This is a genomic window from Streptomyces sp. NPDC001508, from assembly GCF_040298665.1.
In the GTDB taxonomy this organism is placed as follows: domain Bacteria; phylum Actinomycetota; class Actinomycetes; order Streptomycetales; family Streptomycetaceae; genus Streptomyces.
Map to the genome: position 1 here is coordinate 320,161 of NZ_JBEPAP010000002.1, position 19,951 is coordinate 340,111.

Here is a 19,951-nt window from a genome sequence, read left to right on the forward strand (position 1 = left end):
CGGTGAGGCAGAATCGGCCCTGATGAGCACCTACCGCGACCTCACGGCCCCCATCGGCTCCCGCAGAGCCCCCGTCCTGCGCACGGTCGGCACGCGGGAACGCCGGTCCCACCTGACCGCGCCCCGAGTGCCCACCGTGGGCATCGACATCGGCGGCACGAAGGTCATGGCGGGCGTCGTCGACGCCGACGGCAACATCCTGGAGCGGCTGCGCACCGAGACCCCGGACAAGTCCAAGAGCCCCAAGGTCGTAGAGGACACGATCGTCGAACTGGTCCTCGACCTGTCCGACCGGCATGACGTGCACGCGGTGGGGATCGGCGCGGCCGGCTGGGTCGACGCGGACCGCAACCGCGTGCTGTTCGCCCCCCATCTGTCCTGGCGCAACGAGCCGCTGCGCGACCGGCTGGCCGGCCGGCTCGCGGTGCCCGTCCTGGTCGACAACGACGCCAACTCCGCGGCCTGGGCCGAGTGGCGCTTCGGCGCCGGCCGCGGTGAGGACCACCTCGTCATGATCACGCTGGGTACCGGCATCGGCGGCGCCATCCTGGAGGACGGCCAGGTCAAGCGGGGCAAATACGGTGTCGCGGGCGAGTTCGGCCATATGCAGGTGGTGCCCGGCGGCCACCGCTGCCCGTGCGGCAACCGCGGCTGCTGGGAGCAGTACAGCTCGGGTAACGCGCTGGTCCGCGAGGCCAGGGAACTCGCCGCCGCCGACTCCCCGGTGGCGTACGGGATCATCGAGCACGTCAAGGGCAACATCGGCGACATCACCGGCCCGATGATCACCGAACTGGCCCGCGATGGCGACGCGATGTGCGTCGAACTGCTCCAGGACATCGGCCAGTGGCTGGGCGTCGGCATCGCCAACCTGGCGGCGGCGCTCGACCCGTCCTGCTTTGTGATCGGCGGTGGTGTCTCGGCCGCCGACGACCTGCTGATCGGCCCCGCCCGTGACGCGTTCAAACGCCATCTCACCGGCCGCGGCTACCGCCCCGAGGCCCGCATCACCCGCGCCCAGCTCGGCCCCGAGGCCGGCATGGTCGGCGCCGCCGACCTCGCCCGGCTGGTCGCCCGCCGCTTCCGCCGGGCCAAGCGCCGCCGGGTGGAGCGCTACGAACGCTACGAACGGTACGCGGAGGCCCGCCGCCCCCGGGACACCGCATGACCGCTTCGCTGCCGCGTCAGACCGAGGCGCCCGACACGCGGGAACGGCCCGCCGAGAGTCCCGGCCACAAGGCCCGCCGCCGGGCGCTCACCCTGCTGATCATCGGGCTGCTCATCGGCGTACCGGCCGGCTATCTGGTGATCTCCGCCGCCCAGAGCCGCGACAGCGGCAAGGCCAAGGAGGCGAAGTACTCGGCGACCGGTCTCAGCGCGGGCTGGCCGTCGAAGGTGCAGCGCCGCCTCTACCAGGTGAACGTCCCGCATCCGGCGGACCAGATCGCCTACTACGAGACCAACAACTGGAAGACCAGCAGGCTCTACGTCCAGTTCCGCACCACCGTGGCGGGACTCGACAGCTATCTGCAGGCGCTCGGCATGCGGCGGGACGACCTGAAGCCCGACGACCTCCCCATCAGCGGCCGGGACCAGAAGATCACCGGCTGGGACTTCACGGGCTCCGGCCCGTGGTCGGGCTTCACCTGCAAGCAGAAGAACCCGGCGCCCAGCCAGGACGTGGTCGTGAACATGTCCGACCCGACCTACCCGATGGTCTACGTCGTCTCCCGCACGGTGCCCTGACGGCCCCGGCGCCGGCCGGCCGCCGGGGCCGACTGTCAGACCCCGCCCGTACAGTCGAAGACGTCTGGTCCGACGCACGGGCGGGAGGTGGCAGGACGTATGAGCGACACGGCCGCGGTGGCCGAGCGAACCGGGGAACCCGGGCGGAGCGAGGGCCCCGTCCCGGTGCGGCTCGCCGCCGTCTATCTGCCCGCGCCGCTCCCGCGCGAGGGCCGGATCGCCTTCTGGGACCCCGACGGCGGCCCCCTGCCCACCGCGCCCGACGCACCCGCGGCGGCCCAGCCGCACCCGGCCGCCGGCCACCGACGGCCGACGGGCCCCCGCCACGAGGAGTCGAGCCTCCTGCGCCATGAGGAGCCGACCGTCGTGCGCCATGAGGAGCCGACCGTCGTGCGCCATGACGGGCCGAGCCCCGTGCGGCATGACGAGTTGACCGTCGTACGCCCGCACGGCGCGAGCGTGCGCCGCAGGACGGTGCCCGCGCTGACCCTGCCGCTCGCCGCGGCCCTCCCGCTGCTCGTGCGGGCCCGCCACCATCCGGCCGCCCACCCGGCGACGGCCTGCTGGGGCGCGGCGGCCCTGCACGCGCTGCGGCTCGCCGCCCGCGGCCGGCTGCTGCCCGGCCTGACCCCCGCCGGGCAAGACGCCTGGCGGGCCGGCCCCCTGGAGCCCGACGACATCGCCCATCTGCGCGCCGTCGCCGCCGCCCTCCCCGCCGAGGGCCACGCCGTGCCGCTGCCCGGCCCCGGCCCGCTCCGGCTGCCCGAGCCGGAGGCGCTGGTGCGCTCCTTCCTGGACGCGGTCGCCGACACCCTGCCCCGCACCCCGGCCGCCCCCCACGCCTCCGGCGGGCCCTTCGCCGCCCGGGAACCCCACCTGCTGCCCGACGCCCACGACTGGGCGGCGGAGGTCGCCGCGGGCATGGACGCGGGCGTGCGGATCTCGCTCCGCCTCGACCTGTCGGCGTACGACCTCTTCGACACCGGCCCCGGCGGCGACGGCACCCGCGGCGCGGGCGCCGCGATCGTCCAGGTGCACAGCCTCGCCGACCCCACCCTGGTGGCCGACGCCGCCGCCCTGTGGGCGGGGGAGGCCGACACGGCGTTCGGGCCACGCGCGCGCGTGGACGCGGCCCTCGCCGTCCGCCGCGCGGCCCGCGTGTGGCCGCCCCTTGACCGGCTCGCCGAACAGGACGTGCCCGATGTGCTCGCCCTGTCCGAGGGGGAACTGGGCGACCTGCTCGGGGTGGCGGCCACCCGGCTCGCGGCGGCCGGGGTCGCCGTGCACTGGCCCCGGGACCTGGCGCAGGATCTGACGGCCACCGCGGTGGTGCGCTCCGCGCCCGGCTCGGCCACCGACGGCACCGGCTTCTTCGAGAGCGAGGAACTGCTCCAGTTCCGCTGGCAGTTGGCCCTGGGCGGCGATCCGCTCAGCGAGGCCGAGATGGATGCGCTCGCCGAGGCGCACCGCCCCGTCGTCCGGCTCCGCGACAGCTGGGTGCTCGTCGACCCCGCCCTGGTCCGCAAGGCCCGCAAGCGCGAACTCGGTCTGCTCGACCCGGTCGACGCGCTGTCCGTGGCGCTCACCGGCACCGCGGAGGTCGACGGGGAGAGCGTCGAGGCGGTGCCGGTCGGCGCTCTGGCGGCACTCCGCGACCGCCTCACGGCCGGGATCAGCCCCGCCCGGCCGCCCGCCGGACTGCACGCCACCCTGCGCGACTACCAACTGCGCGGGCTGGCCTGGCTCGACCTGATGACCTCCCTGGGCCTCGGCGGCTGCCTCGCCGACGACATGGGCCTGGGCAAGACGATCACCGTCATCGCGCTGCACCTGAAGCGGGCCCGCGACGAACCCACCCTCGTGGTCTGTCCCGCCTCCCTGCTCGGCAACTGGCAGCGGGAGATCGCCCGGTTCGCGCCCGGCGTCCCGGTCCGCCGCTTCCACGGCCCGGACCGCACCCTCGACGGCCTGGCCGGCGGCTTCGTCCTCACCACGTACGGCACCCTGCGCTCGACCGCGCCCCGCCTTGCCGAACAGCCGTGGGGCATGGTCGTCGCGGACGAGGCACAGCACGTCAAGAACCCGTACTCGGCCACGGCCAAGGCCCTGCGCACCGTCCCGACACCCGCGCGCGTCGCCCTCACCGGCACCCCGGTCGAGAACAACCTGTCCGAACTGTGGGCACTGCTCGACTGGACCACGCCCGGACTCCTCGGCCCGCTGAAGTCCTTCCGCGCCCGGCACGCGCGCGCGGTGGAGAACGGCGAGGACCAGGAGGCGGTGGACCGGCTGGCCCGTCTGGTCCGGCCCTTCCTGCTGCGCCGCAAGAAGTCCGACCCCGGCATCGTGCCCGAACTGCCGCCCAAGACGGAGACGGACCACCCGGTGCCGCTCACCCGCGAACAGGCCGCGCTGTACGAGGCGGTGGTGCGTGAGTCGATGCTCGCCATCGAGACGGCGGAGGGCATCGCCCGCCGCGGCCTGGTCCTCAAGCTGCTCGGCGCGCTCAAACAGATCTGCGACCATCCCGCGCTGTACCTGAAGGAGCCGCCGCCCGGCGACCGCCTGGCCGCGCGGTCCGGCAAACTGGCCCTGCTCGACGAGCTGTTGGACACCCTGCTGGCCGAGGACGGCTCCGCCCTCGTCTTCACCCAGTACGTCGGGATGGCCCGGCTGATCACCGCTCACCTGGGGACCCGCGCGGTCCCCGTGGACCTTCTGCACGGCGGTACGCCGGTACCGGAGCGCGAACGCATGGTGGACCGCTTCCAGAGCGGGGCGACCCCGGTCCTCGTGCTCTCCCTCAAGGCCGCCGGCACTGGTCTGAACCTCACGCGCGCGGGCCATGTCGTCCATTTCGACCGCTGGTGGAACCCGGCCGTCGAGGAACAGGCCACCGACCGTGCCTACCGCATCGGGCAGACCCAGCCGGTGCAGGTCCACCGGCTGGTGACCGAGGGCACGATCGAGGACCGCATCGCCCGGATGCTGGAGTCCAAGCGCGCCCTGGCGGACGCCATTCTCGGCTCCGGCGAGTCGGCCCTCACCGAGCTGACGGACCGTGAGCTGTCCGACCTGGTGTCACTGCGGAGGACGTCATGACGGCCGACCGGGAACGCCCCGCCGACATCGCCCGCCGCGCCCTGCGAGCCGCCCGGGAGCGGCCCGGCGACAGCGCACCACAGCGCACGTCTCCGGGTACGGCGGGGGAAGAACCGCAGGGGACGGCTTCGAGCACGGAGGGGGAAGAATCGCGCGGCACGGCTTCGGAAGGGGCGCGGACGCTTTCGCGAGAGATGGCACGAGAGACGGCACGAGGGGTGGCACGGGGGGCGGCTTCGGGCACGGCGGGGGAGGAATCGCGCGGCACGGCTTCGGAAGGGGCGCGGACGCTTTCGCGAGAGACGGCAGGAGGCGCGGTACGGGGGGCGGCTTCGGGCGCGGCGGGGGAGGAATCGCGCGGCACGGCTTTGGCAAGGGCGCGGACGCTCTCGCGAGAGACGGCAGGAGAGACGGCACAAGGGGTGGCACGGGGGGCGGCTTCGGGCACGGCCCGGACCCCGTCGCGAGCGGTGCCTTCCGAGATCGCCGAGACGCCCTCTCGGACGGCCCCCGCCGAGACGCCCTCTCGGACGGTGCCCGCCGAGACGGCGGAGGGGCCGGTGCACGGGGGCGGCACGCGTGCGGCGGAGCAGCGTCCGCGCGGGCCCGCTGCGAAGGCGACCAAGGACATGCCGCGCGGAGCCGCTTTCCCCGCCGGCGAGGCGCCCCGCGGCACCGACGGCGGGGGCGACCCTCCCGCGCGGCGGCCGAGGCCCGGCGACGCCGCCCGGGCCGCGATCAGGCCGGCCGCGTCCGCGGACCCCGCCTCCCGGGCCGGCGCGGTCGCCCCCGGAGGCCCGGCGGCCGGCAGGCCCCGCACGTCGGAGCAGGAGGCCGCGCGTACCCCGGCCGCGGTCAGCCGCCGGGCCACGGCGCCACCGCCGGCGACGCCCGCCAGTCGCGGCGACCGGCGGGCGGACCAGGGCGACGCCGCCTTCGGCGCCGTGGTGCGACGGGACGACCCCGACGCGGCGCGCCCCGCCACGGACGACATGCCGGACACGGCCCCGCCTCCCGCCGGCGAAGCCACCCCGGACACCGATCGTCCGGCCGGCCCTTCCGCCCCGTCCGCGAGCCGACCTGCGGACGCGGCCCGCCACGCCCTTCGAGCGGCCCGCCGGGAACCACGAAGGACCGGCGAACAGCTCCGGCCGTCCGCATCACCGCCCGCCACGCACCCCGCTCCGGCACCGTCCGGCACCCCCGCCGTCGAGCACACCGGCACCGGGACCGAGCAGGGAACCGGGACCGGTCCTCCCCGCCTTCCCCGGACCATGGCCACCCCCCACCGCGACGGTGAACTGCGCCGTACGTTCCCGGCGTTTCCCGGCCGGACGCCGGCGGACGGCCCGGACGCGGCCTTCGCCGCCACCTGGTGGGGCCATGCCTGGATCGACGCTCTGGAGCGGGGCGCGCTGGATGCCAAGCGGCTGGCGCGCGGCCGAGGGTACGCCGAACAGGGGCACGTGGACGCGATCACCGTGACACCGGGACTCGTGCTGGCCTACGTGCGGGGCAGCCGACCGCGGCCCTACCGGGTGCAGGTGCGGCTGCGCACATTCGACGAGGCGGACTGGGAGCGGTTCCTCGACGCCGCCGCCGAACAACCCGGCCGTATCGCCGCGCTGCTCGACCGGCAACTGCCCGTGTCCCTCGCCGAGGCCGGAGCCGCGCTGCTGCCCGGCGCCGGCGACCTCGACCCGCGATGCAGCTGCCCCGACTCGGGCCACCCCTGCAAGCACGCCGCCGCCCTCTGCTATCAGACGGCGCGGCTGCTGGACGCCGACCCCTTCGTCCTGCTCCTGCTGCGCGGCCGTGGCCAACGCCAACTGCTCGACGCGCTGTCCCGCCGCAGCGCCGCCGCCGCGGCCCGCGCCGCGCAGGACCGGCAGCCGCGCCCGCTGCCCGGCGTGCGGGCCGCCGAGGCCCTGGCCGCGCGCGAACTCCCCCCGCTCCCAGCCCCGTTGCCGCCGCCCGCGCATCCCGAACAGCCCCCGGTCTACCCGGCGGCGCCGGGCGGCCCCGACCCCTTCGTCCTGGACCAGCTGGCGACGGACGCCGCCGCCCGCGCGCATGCGCTGCTGTGCACCGGACGGGATACGGTCGGTGAGCTGACGCTGTGGCAGGACGCGGTGCGGCTGGCCGCGGCCCGCCCCGGCTCCGGCCTGACCGCCGCTGCCCGCGCGCTCTACTCCGCACTGGCAGCCGCCGCGGGCCGCACCCCCGCCGAACTGGCGCGCGCGGTCGCCGCCTGGCGGCAGGGCGGACGGGACGGGCTCGCCACGCTGGAGGAGCCCTGGGACCCGCCGGCGGGCCGCTTCGACCGGGCCCGCCCGCTGCTGCTCGCCGCCGGCCTCCCCGCGTTCCGCCCCTGGCGCAACCACCTCACCCATCCGCGGGGCCAGGTCCAACTCCGCCTGGGCCGGGACGGCCTGTGGTACGCCTACGAAGCGGAACCGGGCCACGACGACTGGTGGCCCCGAGGCACCCCGAACCCAGACCCCATCGGCGCCCTGACCGCCTTGACCATCCCCAACACCGACTGACCCTGGCACACCCGATGTCGACGGGGTGAGGATTCATCAGATAATCACCTCAAAGGGCTAACTCCCCATCAATCCCTTTGCGACCAGGGGACTTGACATCCCGTCCGCTGGGGGCGAGGAGGCGTGCAGGTGCTGCGGGTCCCTCGTTCGGCTCTCCGGCGAAGGGCCTGGTGATATGCCCGATATGACAGCCATGGGAGCTGTTTGTACGTTCAGTCATGCGTCGGCTGCGCAGCCGGCCCTCTCTCAGACAGGAGACGTTGCATGCTGATGACCCGCTCCACTGCCGTCACCGCCGGCATCGCGGCCGCCGCGGCCCTGGCCGCGACCGGTATCACCTATGCCTCGGCCGCCTCCGTTCCGGCCCAGGTGGCCCCCGCCCAGGCGCCCTTCGGCGGTTCCGGAAAGGGCAACGAGGGCAATGAGGGCAACGAGGGCAGGGGAAAGGGCTTCGAGGAGGAGGGCCTGATCCACATCAATGAGCGGTCGTACTCCGCCCACCCGGGTGGTTGCATCACCGTGGTCAGCGGCCTGGGCGCCAAGAGCCTGAACATCCGCAATGACACCCGCCGCACCGTCGAGGTCTTCCGTGGGGCGGTCTGCGACAACGGCGCCCCCATCGCCACGGTCGGGCCGCACAGCTCCAGCGACGGCGTGAATCCGCGGTCCAATGACGGCTTCTTCGACGAGGAGGCGGTGGTGGGCAGCTTCCGGGTGGTCAAGGACCGCGACGGCAAGTTCTGAGCCGGCCGCCCGACGGGAATCCCCGGCCCGCCGGAATCGGGCCGGGATCCCCTGCGGGCATGACCACCGTGCGGCAGAGGAGTCCGGGATCGGCCTAGGGACAATGCCGTCGGCATTGGGTCTAGCCTGCGCGTTTCAGTTGCGTCCGTGTCCGGATCTTGAGCGGAAAGACGAAAGTGCCTTCTGAGCTGGGATGATGAGGCTTGTCTAGGGCTTCTGTCACCACAGCAGGAAGGCACTTTCTGCGTGCACACTACCGGGTCGCGTCCCAAGCTCGTCGTCTCGTCCGACGGCCGCGGAGTGGTCAGCCACGCCGGATCCCGCCTACTGGCCGATCTCGCTGACGCCACGGGCCTGACCGGCTCCTTTACCGACGCGCTGCGCCTGCTGCGGCCGCGCGGCACCGGCCACGATCCGGGCCGGGTGGCGGTCGACCTGGCGGTGATGCTCGCCGACGGTGGCGAGGCAATCGCCGACCTGGCTCTCCTGCGCGATCAGCGCGAGGTGTCCGGTCCGGTGGCCTCCACTCCCACCGCTTGGCGTCTGCTGGCCGACATCGACACCACCGCACTCGCGGCACTGCGCACGGCCCGCGCCGCTGCCCGGGAGACCGCCTGGCTGCAGGCCGCCGAAACCCGGCGCGGGATACCTGTCTCCCGTGCGGGCGGGCGTGACCTGCCCGGCCTGGTCCTGGACCTCGACGCCACCCTCGTCACCTGCCACTCCGAGAAGGAACAGGCAGCCGCCACCTACAAACACGGCTTCGGCTTCCATCCGCTGCTGTGCTTCCTGGACAACACCGGCGAGGCCCTGGCCGGCCTGCTGCGGCCGGGCAACGCTGGCGCGAACACGGCGAGCGACCACATCACCGTCCTGGACGCCGCACTCGCCCAGATCCCGAATGCCCACCGCCACGGCACCGACATCCTCATCCGCACCGACAGCGCAGGCGGCGCCAAAGCGTTCCTGACCCACCTGCGCAACCTGCGCCAACAAGGCATCCAGACGCGCTTCTCCGTCGGACACCCCGTCACCGAACCGGTCCGCCAAGCGATCCGAGCCCTGCCCCGGCAGGTCTGGCACCCGGCCCTGGAACAGGACGGCTCCCTGCGCGGCACGGCCGAGGTCGCCGAGCCGACCGGCATGGTCTGCCGTGGCACCCCGAGCAACCACAGAACGCATTCTTGATCGTCCGCCGAAACCCCGGCCTCGCCCTGTACACCGCCACCGAACGTCTACCGGGCGTGCTCCGGATGCACAGGAAACCCCAGCCGGATGACCGGGAGTACGATCAGCCGGTCCGTGAGTGGCCCACGGACGAGGACCGCCGCAGCTGGTGCTTCCGCACGACACCTGACACCTCGGCCTACGCCCCTGCCGAAGCCGTCGGCGGCTATCACCGCCCGTACGCCGGACCACACATGTGGGTCTCGGAACCCGAACAGGCTGAGCAGAGCCTGGAACTGACCTGGCCCGCGCCGGTGACGATCCGCAGCGTCGACCTCGTCTTCGACGACGACGTCCACGACGACCTGATCAACCTCCACCACCACCGCACCGACTACGACGTGCCGCCCGAGCTGGTCCGCGCCTTCCACATCGAAGCCAGAACAGCGGACACATGGCACACCCTGACCCAGGTGACAAACAACCGACGCCGACACCGGGCGTTCGCACTGCCCGAGCCGGTCCACGCCCAGGCACTCCGCATCGTCATCGAAGCAACGCATGGCGCTCCCAGGGCACATGTGGTGTCACTGAGGGCCTACGGGTGAGAGTTCGCCCCATACCGAACCGACCTTGCTCCGGCGGCCTGAGAACGACATGAGCGTTCCGCCTCGACGGCCCGGACAGAAACGGACCCCATGAGCCACCACACAAACGGGAACTCCACGGCACGACCCGCACACAGTCGGACCGCCGAACGCCACAACGGCCAGAGCGTCTCTGCCCGCGACCCCTACCTCACCTACATCGGCCGATGGGGCCACCTCGGCACCATGGCCATCACCCCCAACTCCGGCTCACAGCTGCGGTTCCGGTTCACCGGACCCATCCTCCGAGGCATGTTCGACACGTCGACAACCGTGAGCCCTCCGCAGATCTACGTCTCCATCGACGGCGGCGAACCCCGGCTGCACCGAGTGGACCGCGACCTTGTCGACTTCACCCCGACACCACTGACGGACAGTCAGCACACCGCTGACATCGTGGTCAAGGACATCGACGAGCACGAGAACCGCTGGATCGTGCCGATGCGATCCGGCCTGCACTTCACCGGCCTGCAACTCGCCCCTGGTGCAAGCCTCCTACCGACAACGCTGCCAGACGCGCTACGCCTGATCTTCTACGGAGACTCCATCACCCAAGGAGTCATGGCTTTGGGCGCGGAGGCCACCGTCGACTGCGCCGACGGCACGAGGAGCTTCGCCCACCTCACAGGCCGAGCGTTTCAGGCCACCACACACCAGGTTGGCTTCGGCGGCCAAGGAATCCTTCGGCCCGGCAACGGAGGTGTGGGGACAGCCGGCCAGTCGCTCGGCTGGAACTTCCACGGGTCGTCTGTCGATCCACAGTTCCAACCCCACGCAGTGATCGTCAACCAGGGCACCAACGACCATGCCTATGAGGGCGCGGCATTCCGCCCGGCCTACCGCACATACTTGGACCGCACCCGTGCAGCGCATCCTCACGCCTGGCTGTTCGCCATGTCCCCCTTCGGCGGGTACCACGCCGAAGACATCGCCTGGGCCGTCGCGCAGACCAGGGATGCGCGAACCGTCTACGTCGACACCGCAGGCTGGCTCTCGCCCTCGCAAGACGACTTCAACGATGGCTGTCACCCCAATGTGCGGGGGCATGCGAAGGCGGCCCGTCGGCTGACCGCCGTCATACAGGCGACTACCGGATGGACTCCTGTTACCGACCGTTCCGTTGAGTTGTCGGGGGAGTGACAGAACAACAACCGCCGTGCGGAAGGCCGGCGCAGGACAGCGGACGCCTCGGCGGCATGCCTCACACTCATGCACGTAACGCCCACGTCAACGGCCTTCGAAGGGTCCGTCCGTACGATGCTCGGACGTCTTGCCTGACGCACCTGTCCTGATCCTGGGGCCCTCCCTCGGCACCACCTGGCACAGGTTGTAGAGACGGTCTGTCGGCGTCCAGGTCAGTCCAAGATGACCGCACAATTCCAGGTCAGAGCGTTTTGGTCCGGGGGAGTCGACGCAGTCGGTGACAGGTGTGTGATAGCGGTGTTCGACGAGAAGCCTCGCCGGTGCGGTCCGACGAGGCTTCTCAAACAGGTGCGTGCAACGTCCGTCGAGGGCACCGTTGTGCCCGGCTTCTCCCCTCCTGAGCACCCGAAGCAAGGAGGGGGCGCCGCCGCCGCTCTGACGGCCGAGGCACAGCCTGTCACCCAGGGACTCTCCGCGCCCAAGCGGGAGGCACTCTTCGCTTCTGCAAACTCATCGGCCTTTGAGGAGTGTCTACGGCACGGCATGTCTCTCCGAGGCCGGGCGGATCGCGAACCGCGCCCACGCGACCAACCGAGCGTCGGTGAACTCGGTGCGTGGTCGTGCGGCCGACGTACTGGAAGCGGTCGCGTCCACGTCACACCAGATCCCTTCCACCAAGAAGGGCAGGCGTGCGGGTCTCACGCGAACCCGTCTCTTCGTCATCGACCAGGGCGAGGTAACGCTCGCGACCGCTCCGCAAGATGATGTCCACGCCTGTAGTTGCCCACGTCATGGTTCAGGAGGGCATCCGCAGGGCGAGCAGGGCCACGTCGTCGTGAGGTTTCCCCGTCGATGTCGGACACGTGATCGTTATGCCGCGAGGGCGTGCTGGTGCCGTTGCCTGGCCTCGGCTGGGGTGAGGTAGCCGAAGGTCTTGTGTTTGCGTAGGCGGCGGCGGTTGTAGAAGGTCTCGATGAAGTTGAAGACCTCGGCGCGGGCGGTGGCCCGGTCGAGCCAGGTGCGGGTGCCGATCTCCTCCTTGAGCAGGGCCCAGAAGCTCTCCGCGGCAGCGTTGTCGAAGCATGATCCGGTGCGTCCGCAGCTCTGCCGCAGTCCCAGCTTCCCTATGTGTTGCCGAAACTGGGTCGACGTGTATGCACTGCCGCGATCGCTGTGAACCACGCAGCCGGGCTCGAGTCCGCCCCGGCCGTGGGCCATGTGGAGAGCGTCGACGACGAGCTCGGCGCGGTGGTGGTCGGCCATGGCGTAGCCGACGACCTCGCGGGTGGCCAGGTCCAGCCAGCAGGCGAGGTAGAGCCAGCCCTCAGCGGTGGGCAGGTAGGTGATGTCGCCGACCAGCTTGGTCCCGGGGCGCTCGGCATGGAAGTCGCGGCCGATCAGGTCCGGGGCCGGCTTCGCCTTCGCATCCGGCCGGGTCAGCGAACGTCGCCCGCGCCGGGTGATGCCGTGGATGTCGCGCTCACGCATCACGCGGGCGACGCGCTTGCGGTTCACCCGCCGGCCCAGGCGGCGCAGCTCGGCGTGGATGCGCGGGACACCGTAGGTGTACCGGGAAGCGATGTGCACCACGGTGATCTCGTGCGCGAGCGAGTCGTCGGCGGCCTGCCGGGCACGGCGGGCGGCCTCGCCCTCGCACCAGTCGTAGGAGGAGGGGCGGGCGACCTTCAGCACCCGGCACAGCAGCACGATCGGGTAAGTCGCCTTCTCCGCATGGATCAACCGGTAGAGCTCTCTCACCGGTCGTTCTCCTTGACGAAGAAGGCCGTCGCTTTTTTCAGGATCTCGATCGTCTGCTGCGGTTCACGGACCTCCTTCCGCAGCCGTTTGAGCTCCTCGCGCTCGGCGCTGGTCAGTTCACCCGGCCCGCCCTCGCCCCGGTCCGCCTTCGCCCGGCGATACCAGCCCCGCAGGGACTCGGAGCTGATGTCGAGTTCCCGGGCGACAGCAGTGACCGTCCTGCCCGAGGAATCAACGAGCGCGATGGCGTCCCGCTTGAACTCCTCGGTGTACCGCTTCGTGTACTTGCTTCCCACCTGGTGCTACTTCCTCTGGAACCTCAAGATCCCAGTCTCCAGGTGTCCGCGATCAAGGGGAAGCTTCACGGCGCCGCCTTGGGAACTGCTGAGACCGGGCCGCAGGTGGGGATGCGCTTGGAGACGTCTGCTTCGTCTGCCAGCGGCAACGTAGGCTCATTGTCTAGATGCGGGTTCCCTGCCAGGCAGGTCTCACGCCGTGACAGGACAGGTTTGTGGAGCGATCCACGCGCTTCCACGGCAGAACGGAGGCCGGCCCGTGAATGGGCCGGACCCCAGCAGGCGGGCACTGCCGAGGGAAGGACATTCGTGTATTTGTCCGGATGTGTTTGCGATGGAGGGTCGGAAAGGGCCAGAGTCGGAGGGGGGACAGGAGGCGACCGTGACCGTTCTCGCGATGTTTCTTCTCATCATCGGGGCGCTTTTGATATTGCTTGGGACGGTCCTGGTCGTCGTCGGGGTCCTCGTGATCCTCATGGGGATGACCCTGATCGCCGTTGCGGCCTTCCTGCTGATCCGGAGAGTGCTGGGCCGCCGACAGTAGAAATGGCAAGGCCGAGGGGGTGTCTGTACGTCCGGTCAGGCGTGCTGTGGTGTGACCTGCGCCCGAGGTGAGGCCGGAGAGGCGGGACCGGATGAGGCCCAACGCGTCGAGCTGCCGTTGACGCCTGGCTAGGCTGCGGTTTCTGTGATGAGGACGGCGGTGGTGGCCGGGCCGGATGTGTCGGTGGTGGCTGCGTCGGCTACGGCGGCCCGGACGGCGCGGGCGGCACACCCGCCGACCGGTAATGCTCCCGACCGCTGGCCGACCGCGACATCCGGGCCGTCGCCCGCGCCTTCCCAGCGCTGTGCGTCCTCACGCTCGCCCTGCCGCTCGCGGTGGGCTGGGCCATCGGCGGTACGTGGCTGTACAACGTAACCGCCCTGCTGTGGGCGGGACCTGTGCGCATCGCGCTTTTTGCTTGCGCGCAATGACCGCGTTCGGCTCCGCACACAGTTCGTGCTCTTGTGATGCTCACGGGACGCTGGATTTGCGATTGCGCCCATCAATGAGGGGAGCCGTGAGGCGGCGCAGCAGTTGCGTTTCACCGGATCACTGCAGCCGGGCACCGGGACAGGGCTCTGGAGTACGCCGTCGGCGCCGGTGCGTCATGCTGGGGCGCTGCCGATACGGGCTCGCCGCAGTGGGGCTCCTGCTCGGTGGAGGCTGGTGAGTGCTTGCCGGTAGGAGGTGATCAGTCCGGTTTCCAGGTAGTCGACTCCAAGGTCCTGGCAGTAGTGGCGGACGAGGGGCCGGGCCTTGCGCAGGTTGGGGCTGGGCATGCTGGGGAACAGGTGGTGTTCGATCTGGTGGTTCAGGCCGCCCAGGGCGAGGTCGGTGAACCAGCTGCCGCGCACGTTGCGTGCGGTGAGAACCTGGCGGCGCAGGAAGTCGGGGCGGTCGTTGCCGGTCAGGATCGGCATGCCCTTGTGGTTGGGGGCGAACAGACAACCGAGGTAGAGGCCGAACAGGCACTGGTGGACGGCCAGGAACGCGATTGCCATGCCGGGTGGGAGGACGATGAACACTGCGGTCAGGTAGGCGGCGGTGTGCCCGTAGAGCAGCGTGCCGTCCAGGGCGCGGTTCTTCAGGGCGCGGTTGCCCAGTGCTCGCGCGCTGGAGACATGAAGGTTGACCCCTTCGAGCAGGAGCAGGGGAAAGAAGAGGAACGCCTGCCGACGGCCGATGATCCTCGGCAGTCCGGTCGCGGCGCGGGCCTGGTCCTGGGACCACACGAGCAGGTCGGGGGCGATGTCGGGGTCGAGGTCCTCGTGGTTGGGGTTGGCATGGTGGCGGGTGTGTTTGTCCTGCCACCATCCGTAGCCCATCCCGATCGCGGCCCCGGCGATGCGGCCGGCCGTTTCGCTGGGCCGGCGCCGGCGGAAGACCTGGCGGTGCGTGACGTCGTGAGCGAGCAGAGCCACCTGCCCGAACATCACGGCGAGGAACGCGGCGAGCGCCAGGGTCCACCACCCGGCGCCGATGACGACGAACGCGCTCCAGCCCCCGGCGTAGGCGACGGCCACGACGATGGACCGGACGGTGTAGTAGCCGGGGCGCCGGTTCATCAGGCCGGCCTCGGCGATCTTCTTCGACAGGCGGGCGAAATCACTGCCACCTGCGGGGGGAGGCGGGCGACGGCGCGGGGTATGCGTGGTCATGGTCTCGGAGTGTCCTTCCCGGCTGACGGGCCGCATCCGGTCGTGCGGTGCAGGCCGGATGCGATGCGGCAGCCGGGTACCCACATCCCTGCCTTCGGACCGGCACCCGATGCTCGTCGGTCGGAGCTCCGGATGTCGCGGGCTTTGACATAAGGCCCCCACGGAGGGTGGCTGCTGTCGATGAACCTGCCGCGCTGGCAATCGGGGCGAAGCGGCATGACAGGGGTATAAGACACTAGCCTCGGGCCATGGTGACGCGTACCCGGCTGTATCACGACGGCACTCTGGTCCTGGAGGGCTTTCCCGCCAGTGACGTCTCAGCGCATCTCGCTGATCCGGCGTCGGTCCTGTGGCTGGACCTGCACCGGCCCGGGCCTGCCGAGTTCACCATGCTCGGCCAGGAGTTCGGCATCCACGAACTGGCTCTGGAGGATGCCGCTCACCGTGGACAGCGGCCGAAACTCGACCGCTATCGCACCCACGAGTTCCTCAGCGCCTATGCCGTGACCGTCAGCCCGGACGGTGCGCAACTGGCGTACAGCGAGATCGCCGTATTCCTCACCAGCCAGGCCATGATCACCGTCCGCAAGGACGACGGCCTCGACATCGAGGACGTCGTCGCCCGCTGGGACGAGAGCCCGGACCTGGCCGGCCACGGCGTCGGATTCCTGCTGCACGGTCTGCTCGACCATCTCGTGGACGGGCACTTCGCCGCGGTCCAGCAGTTGGACGACAGCGCCGAGGAGCTGGAGGGTCTGCTCTTCGCGGCCGGGCGCCGTGAGATCGAAGCCGTGCAGCGCCGGGTTTTCGCACTGCGCAAGTCGCTCGTCCAGCTGCGCCGCGTCGTGCTCCCGATGCGTGAGGTGGTCAACACCCTCATGCGCCCCGGCCTGCACCTGATCAACGACCCTCTCGCCCCGTACTACCAGGACGTCTACGACCACGTGCTGCGTGCCACCGAGTGGACGGAATCACTGCGGGACCTGGTGGCCTCGGTCATGGAGACGAACCTCTCGGTCCAGGCCAATCGCATGAACCTGATCATGAAGAAGGTGACGAGCTGGGCCGCGATCATCGCCGTACCCACCGCGATCACCGGCTACTACGGCCAGAACCTCCCCTATCCCGGTTTCGGCCGCGAGTCGGGATTCGTCACCTCCGCCGCCGTCATCGTGCTCCTGTCCGCCTTGCTGTATCTGACGTTCAAGCGCAAGGACTGGCTCTGACCGGCATCGGCACCGGCGACCAGGTCCCGAAGGCAGGAAACTGCCTGGTCATCCCGGGCTTTTCGGACCGGTGAGCGGAGTAGTGTGAAGACACCGGGAGTTCTTCGCGCACCGGCTCCGCTGCGGGTGCCGTTCCCGGAGATCGACAGCGCCGGGCCGCACCCACGAGCCCGGAGACAGGTTCGCGCCATGGCCGTGACCATTGACCGTACGACATCGGGCAGGCGCGCGCCGCCCCATCCGGCCCGGCTGTCCCTCACGCCCGCACCGGGCGGGCTGGACGGTATGTGGTGGCCCCGCTCCCGTGCCTTCACCCGTGAGCTGCCGTCGTTGACGGCCGCATTGGGCGATCTCTGGGGTCGTATCACGGGTGTCACCGTGCACCCGGCCTACTGGCCCGTCCTGCCGCACTGGGTGTCCTACGCCGGGCGCACCGTGCAGGTGGGCTGGTCCACCGAGGAACAGGATCCCCACAGGCTCACTCTGTTCTCCGCTGACGGCCGCCGGGACGTGCTGGTGATTCCGCCGGAAACCGGTGCGGATGTTGCCGTGCAGCTGATGGCCGGCGACGGCGCCGATGCCTCGGCCCGGGAGCAGGCAGCAGACAGGATCGATGCACGAAACAGGGAAGAAGCCTGGGAGGCCGACGGCGGAGCAGGTCGACCGTCGTCCCGGCCCCGGCCCATCGGCTCGGCAGGGCCTTCGCCCGCCGGTCGGCGGAGGTGAGATCCCATGCTCGTCATCGCCGCGGGCGTGCTGCTCGTCCTGATCGCCGTCGGAGTCGTTCTGATCCACCGGCTCAACGGTCAGCACGCCGAACGGATCGCTGCCTTCCACTACAGCGATGTTCTGCCGGGGATCGGGCGTCGGCCCCGGAGGCACCGTCGGCCGGCGGTGGACGCGACCGTTCCGACGCGCCCCACCGCGACGGCGACCGCGGACGGCATCGACTTCGGCCCGATCGTGGGCAGTAGAGGAAGGCGCGTCATGGCGATACTGCGAGACCGGAAGACGTACCGCGAGAGGATCATGCAGGCTCTGTACCAAGCCGCCGAGGGCAATCGCCTCCTGGGCGTCGATGGGGCGAAGCTCCGCTCCGACCTGGGTATCCCTGAGCAGGACATGGCCGCCGCTTGTATGTACCTGGCGGGCGAAGGCTGGGTCGTCGTGGACTGGGGGAGGGGTAACACGCCCGCGATGATCACGCTGACGCACCAGGGGATCCGGCAGATGGAGACGGAAGAGGAAGGGCGTGGCTGAGCCGCCGCGTCGGCTCCTCGGACCGGAGTGAACCCGCGCAAGGATTGCTTATGGCGGATTAGTCCCTTTGGCGTAACCTGGAAGGCGGGTCGGTGCACGCTCACGTGCAATGACCCGGAAGGGCGGCTCCGGCGGGTATACGCCGGAGCCGTTGCCTGTTTCCGTGACCGCGCCCTGCGGCGAAGCGCTCGCGGGAGCGTCGTGCGGAGTACCGTGAGGTAGCAGGGTCGTATCGTGGCAGCACGTCCTGCGGTCGCACTGCTCTCTGTGGACGGGCGGACACCATGGCCGACTCAGACACCCCCGATCTCCCCAGGCTTCTGCCGGACGCCGTCCACCGGTCGGTGCACCCCGGGACGGCCCTGCTGCGGCTGGAGACGACACACGCACGCGAGGGAATCCTGGACGGCGCATGGTGGCCGCGGTCCCGGGACATCGGTGCGGAGCTGCCCTCGCTGATCTCCGCGTTGACCGAGCATCTCGGGCCCATCACCCGGGTCGGTCTGGACGGCAGAGCCTGGGACGGACTGCCGACCCGGGTGATGGTCGACGACCGCGTCGTGCACATCGACTCCTTCCCGGTCGGTGACGACACCGTCCTCATCACCCGGGGCGACCGGGACCACTTCTCCCTGCTGCTGGTGCCTCCGGACACGTCGCCCGACGCGGCACGCGCCGCGATGGCCAGGGCCGTACGGGCCGAAAATGTCACCGAGGCCAGGCAGATCCTCATCGAAACGGGCAGCGTCCAGCCACCTGCGCCGGCCTGACACGTCCGTCGCACGCCGACTCTTTATCGGCCCGGACGCTAGATGCGGGCGAACTCCTCCGTCTGTTGGGCGAATTCCTGGGCCATGGCGGCGCTGACCGTGGGCCTGGTGTCGCGGATCGTGTCCAGGTAGTCGTCGGTGGTGGGGGTGGTCCGGGTGCCCGTGTCGAAGGTGCGCTCGAACTGGGCCTGGGAGACAGTGCGTGCCGCGTGGGCGATGTCGGCGGGGGTGAACCCCTCGCTGGCGGACGCGAGTACCGCGCTGTCGGCCCGTGCGCCCGCTCGGGCCAGGTAGCTCTCCCACAGCGCGGTCCTGGCGGTGTGGTCGGGAGGGCCGATCGGCAGCACGTAGTCGAAGCGGCCGTGCCGCAGGAACGCGGAGTCGAGCGTGGTCACGTTGTTCGTGGCGCAGACGAGCAGCCGTCCGTCCTGGCTTCGGAACCGGACGATCGCCTTGAGCAGTTCGTTGACGACGCCGACAGCGGTCGCGTCCGCGCCGCCGCGTTCGCCGGCGATCTCCTCGACCTCGTCGATGAAGACGAGGACGTGGTCGAGCCGGGCGATCTCGTCGAAGCGCCGGTTCAGCCCGGTCGCCAGGCCGTACTCGGCGGCCAGACGGGCGGGGAACAGTTCGAGGAAGGGCCATCCCAGGCGGCTGGCGATCGCGTGCGCGAACGTGCTCTTGCCGGTCCCGGGCGGGCCGAACAGCATCACCGCCCGTGGCGGTTCCACTCCGTGCTGGGCGGCCAGTTCGGGGTGGGCCAGCGGCAGGACCAGGCGCCGCTCGATGAGCTGCTTCTCCCGTTGCATGCCCGCGACCTTCTGCCACAGTCCCCCTGGCGGCAGCTCCGCTCCGAGCGAGGACAGCGTGCCGGCCGACTGCGGGGTCACCGGTCCGCGTTTCTCGAAGAAGACCAGCCCGGGGCGGGCGCCGAAGTCGCAGTGGCGCAGGGCGGTGGCACCGGTCTCGCCCTCGGGCAGGGCGGCGTGCACCGCGCGGATGCCGGCGGCGAAGAGCCGTTGCTCAAGGGCGGTGATCAGGGCACTGCCCAGCCCGCGCTGCCGCCAGCCGGGCGCCATGCAGATGCGCAGGATCCATGCCCGTTCGCCCTCCACCCTGCTCACCGCGGCGCCGATCAGCACGTCGTCGGCCGTGGCCACCACCGCCGGGTGGCGGGTCTGGAGGGCCGTCACGGCGTCCGAGAGCGGGAAGAGCGGCGGCTCCTCGGTCGTGCCGCTCTGCATGTCGACACGGATCACCGCTTCGAGATCGTCCTGGGTGTAGTCCCTGACCCGCCAACCCGTCATGATCAGCTCCGCGTGTTCGATCGTACTCCCATCATCA

16 protein-coding genes and 1 pseudogene are annotated in these 19,951 nt (G+C 70.9%); 13 read left to right on the forward strand and 4 right to left on the reverse strand.

From position 1 onward, the window contains the following. The first annotated feature begins 22 nt into the window (after positions 1–22). From ABT245_RS03620 to ABT245_RS03655, 8 genes and pseudogenes are all read left to right on the forward strand, one after another. On the forward strand, positions 23–1,168 hold the full coding sequence (locus ABT245_RS03620) for an ROK family glucokinase (protein ID WP_351728230.1): 1,146 nt from the start codon (positions 23–25) through the stop codon (positions 1,166–1,168). Beyond that, positions 1,165–1,746, forward strand: coding sequence for a sugar kinase (locus tag ABT245_RS03625; RefSeq protein WP_351728140.1), 582 nt, complete (start codon positions 1,165–1,167; stop codon positions 1,744–1,746). The genes ABT245_RS03620 and ABT245_RS03625 overlap by 4 nt, the downstream gene beginning before the upstream one ends. A 99-nt stretch (positions 1,747–1,845) precedes the next feature. After that, positions 1,846–4,848, forward strand: coding sequence for an SCO1167/SCO6262 family helicase (locus tag ABT245_RS03630; RefSeq protein WP_351728142.1), 3,003 nt, complete (start codon positions 1,846–1,848; stop codon positions 4,846–4,848). Positions 4,849–5,381: 533 nt separating this feature from the next. Next, complete coding sequence (locus tag ABT245_RS03635) at positions 5,382–7,394, forward strand: SWIM zinc finger family protein (protein WP_351728143.1); 2,013 nt, start codon at positions 5,382–5,384, stop codon at positions 7,392–7,394. A 264-nt stretch (positions 7,395–7,658) separates the two neighbouring features. Next, the gene (locus ABT245_RS03640; protein WP_351728144.1) at positions 7,659–8,138 is read left to right on the forward strand and encodes a hypothetical protein; all 480 of its coding nucleotides are present in this window, start codon (positions 7,659–7,661) and stop codon (positions 8,136–8,138) included. A gap of 216 nt (positions 8,139–8,354) precedes the next feature. Beyond that, a pseudogene (locus ABT245_RS03645) lies at positions 8,355–9,284 on the forward strand (transposase); the annotation flags it as partial. A gap of 38 nt (positions 9,285–9,322) precedes the next feature. Further along, positions 9,323–9,913 carry a hypothetical protein gene (locus ABT245_RS03650; RefSeq protein ID WP_351728146.1) on the forward strand — a complete coding sequence of 197 codons (591 nt, stop codon included), beginning with the start codon at positions 9,323–9,325 and terminating at the stop codon, positions 9,911–9,913. Positions 9,914–10,204: 291 nt separating this feature from the next. Then, on the forward strand, positions 10,205–11,092 hold the full coding sequence (locus ABT245_RS03655; RefSeq protein ID WP_351728147.1) for a GDSL-type esterase/lipase family protein: 888 nt from the start codon (positions 10,205–10,207) through the stop codon (positions 11,090–11,092). Between the two features lie 873 nt (positions 11,093–11,965). On the opposite strand, the gene ABT245_RS03660 is transcribed toward ABT245_RS03655, so the two are convergent. Continuing rightward, entirely contained in the window at positions 11,966–12,853 is an 888-nt protein-coding gene (locus ABT245_RS03660; protein WP_351728149.1) for an IS3 family transposase, read from the reverse strand. After that, complete coding sequence (locus ABT245_RS03665; protein WP_058082548.1) at positions 12,850–13,149, reverse strand: transposase; 300 nt, start codon at positions 13,147–13,149, stop codon at positions 12,850–12,852. Before ABT245_RS03665 ends, ABT245_RS03660 begins: the two co-directional genes overlap by 4 nt. 382 nt (positions 13,150–13,531) lie before the next feature. Between ABT245_RS03665 and ABT245_RS03670 the strand changes: the two genes are divergently transcribed. After that, positions 13,532–13,693 (forward strand): hypothetical protein, encoded by a 162-nt coding sequence (locus ABT245_RS03670; protein WP_203349057.1) that lies wholly within the window; start codon positions 13,532–13,534, stop codon positions 13,691–13,693. Between the two features lie 605 nt (positions 13,694–14,298). Here the strand turns inward: ABT245_RS03670 and ABT245_RS03675 are convergent. After that, positions 14,299–15,351: a fatty acid desaturase family protein gene (locus ABT245_RS03675; RefSeq protein WP_351728151.1), complete on the reverse strand. Its 1,053-nt coding sequence runs from the start codon at positions 15,349–15,351 to the stop codon at positions 14,299–14,301. Positions 15,352–15,599: 248 nt separating this feature from the next. Between ABT245_RS03675 and ABT245_RS03680 the strand changes: the two genes are divergently transcribed. From ABT245_RS03680 to ABT245_RS03695, 4 genes are all read left to right on the forward strand, one after another. Next, entirely contained in the window at positions 15,600–16,577 is a 978-nt protein-coding gene (locus ABT245_RS03680; RefSeq protein ID WP_351728152.1) for a magnesium transporter CorA family protein, read from the forward strand. 189 nt (positions 16,578–16,766) lie between these two features. Further along, a complete protein-coding gene (locus tag ABT245_RS03685) occupies positions 16,767–17,303 on the forward strand; it encodes a DUF5994 family protein (RefSeq protein WP_171151380.1) in 537 nt (178 codons plus the stop codon). A gap of 261 nt (positions 17,304–17,564) precedes the next feature. Beyond that, the gene (locus tag ABT245_RS03690; RefSeq protein WP_351728231.1) at positions 17,565–17,837 is read left to right on the forward strand and encodes a hypothetical protein; all 273 of its coding nucleotides are present in this window, start codon (positions 17,565–17,567) and stop codon (positions 17,835–17,837) included. 284 nt (positions 17,838–18,121) lie between these two features. Further along, complete coding sequence (locus ABT245_RS03695) at positions 18,122–18,607, forward strand: DUF5994 family protein (protein WP_351728153.1); 486 nt, start codon at positions 18,122–18,124, stop codon at positions 18,605–18,607. Between the two features lie 38 nt (positions 18,608–18,645). On the opposite strand, the gene ABT245_RS03700 is transcribed toward ABT245_RS03695, so the two are convergent. Continuing rightward, entirely contained in the window at positions 18,646–19,914 is a 1,269-nt protein-coding gene (locus tag ABT245_RS03700; protein ID WP_351728155.1) for an ATP-binding protein, read from the reverse strand. Positions 19,915–19,951: the final 37 nt, after the last annotated feature.

What these genes read in the sequence shown, in the direction of transcription:
- ABT245_RS03620 (WP_351728230.1), top strand. Translation starts at nt 23, where the DNA reads ATGAGCACCTACCGCGACCTCACGGCCCCCATCGGCTCCCGCAGAGCC.
- ABT245_RS03625 (WP_351728140.1), top strand. Translation starts at nt 1,165, where the DNA reads ATGACCGCTTCGCTGCCGCGTCAGACCGAGGCGCCCGACACGCGGGAA.
- ABT245_RS03630 (WP_351728142.1), top strand. Translation starts at nt 1,846, where the DNA reads ATGAGCGACACGGCCGCGGTGGCCGAGCGAACCGGGGAACCCGGGCGG.
- ABT245_RS03640 (WP_351728144.1), top strand. Translation starts at nt 7,659, where the DNA reads ATGCTGATGACCCGCTCCACTGCCGTCACCGCCGGCATCGCGGCCGCC.
- ABT245_RS03655 (WP_351728147.1), top strand. Translation starts at nt 10,205, where the DNA reads ATGTTCGACACGTCGACAACCGTGAGCCCTCCGCAGATCTACGTCTCC.
- ABT245_RS03675 (WP_351728151.1), bottom strand. Translation starts at nt 15,351, where the DNA reads ATGACCACGCATACCCCGCGCCGTCGCCCGCCTCCCCCCGCAGGTGGC.
- ABT245_RS03680 (WP_351728152.1), top strand. Translation starts at nt 15,600, where the DNA reads ATGGTGACGCGTACCCGGCTGTATCACGACGGCACTCTGGTCCTGGAG.
- ABT245_RS03685 (WP_171151380.1), top strand. Translation starts at nt 16,767, where the DNA reads ATGGCCGTGACCATTGACCGTACGACATCGGGCAGGCGCGCGCCGCCC.
- ABT245_RS03690 (WP_351728231.1), top strand. Translation starts at nt 17,565, where the DNA reads ATGGCGATACTGCGAGACCGGAAGACGTACCGCGAGAGGATCATGCAG.
- ABT245_RS03695 (WP_351728153.1), top strand. Translation starts at nt 18,122, where the DNA reads ATGGCCGACTCAGACACCCCCGATCTCCCCAGGCTTCTGCCGGACGCC.
- ABT245_RS03700 (WP_351728155.1), bottom strand. Translation starts at nt 19,914, where the DNA reads ATGACGGGTTGGCGGGTCAGGGACTACACCCAGGACGATCTCGAAGCG.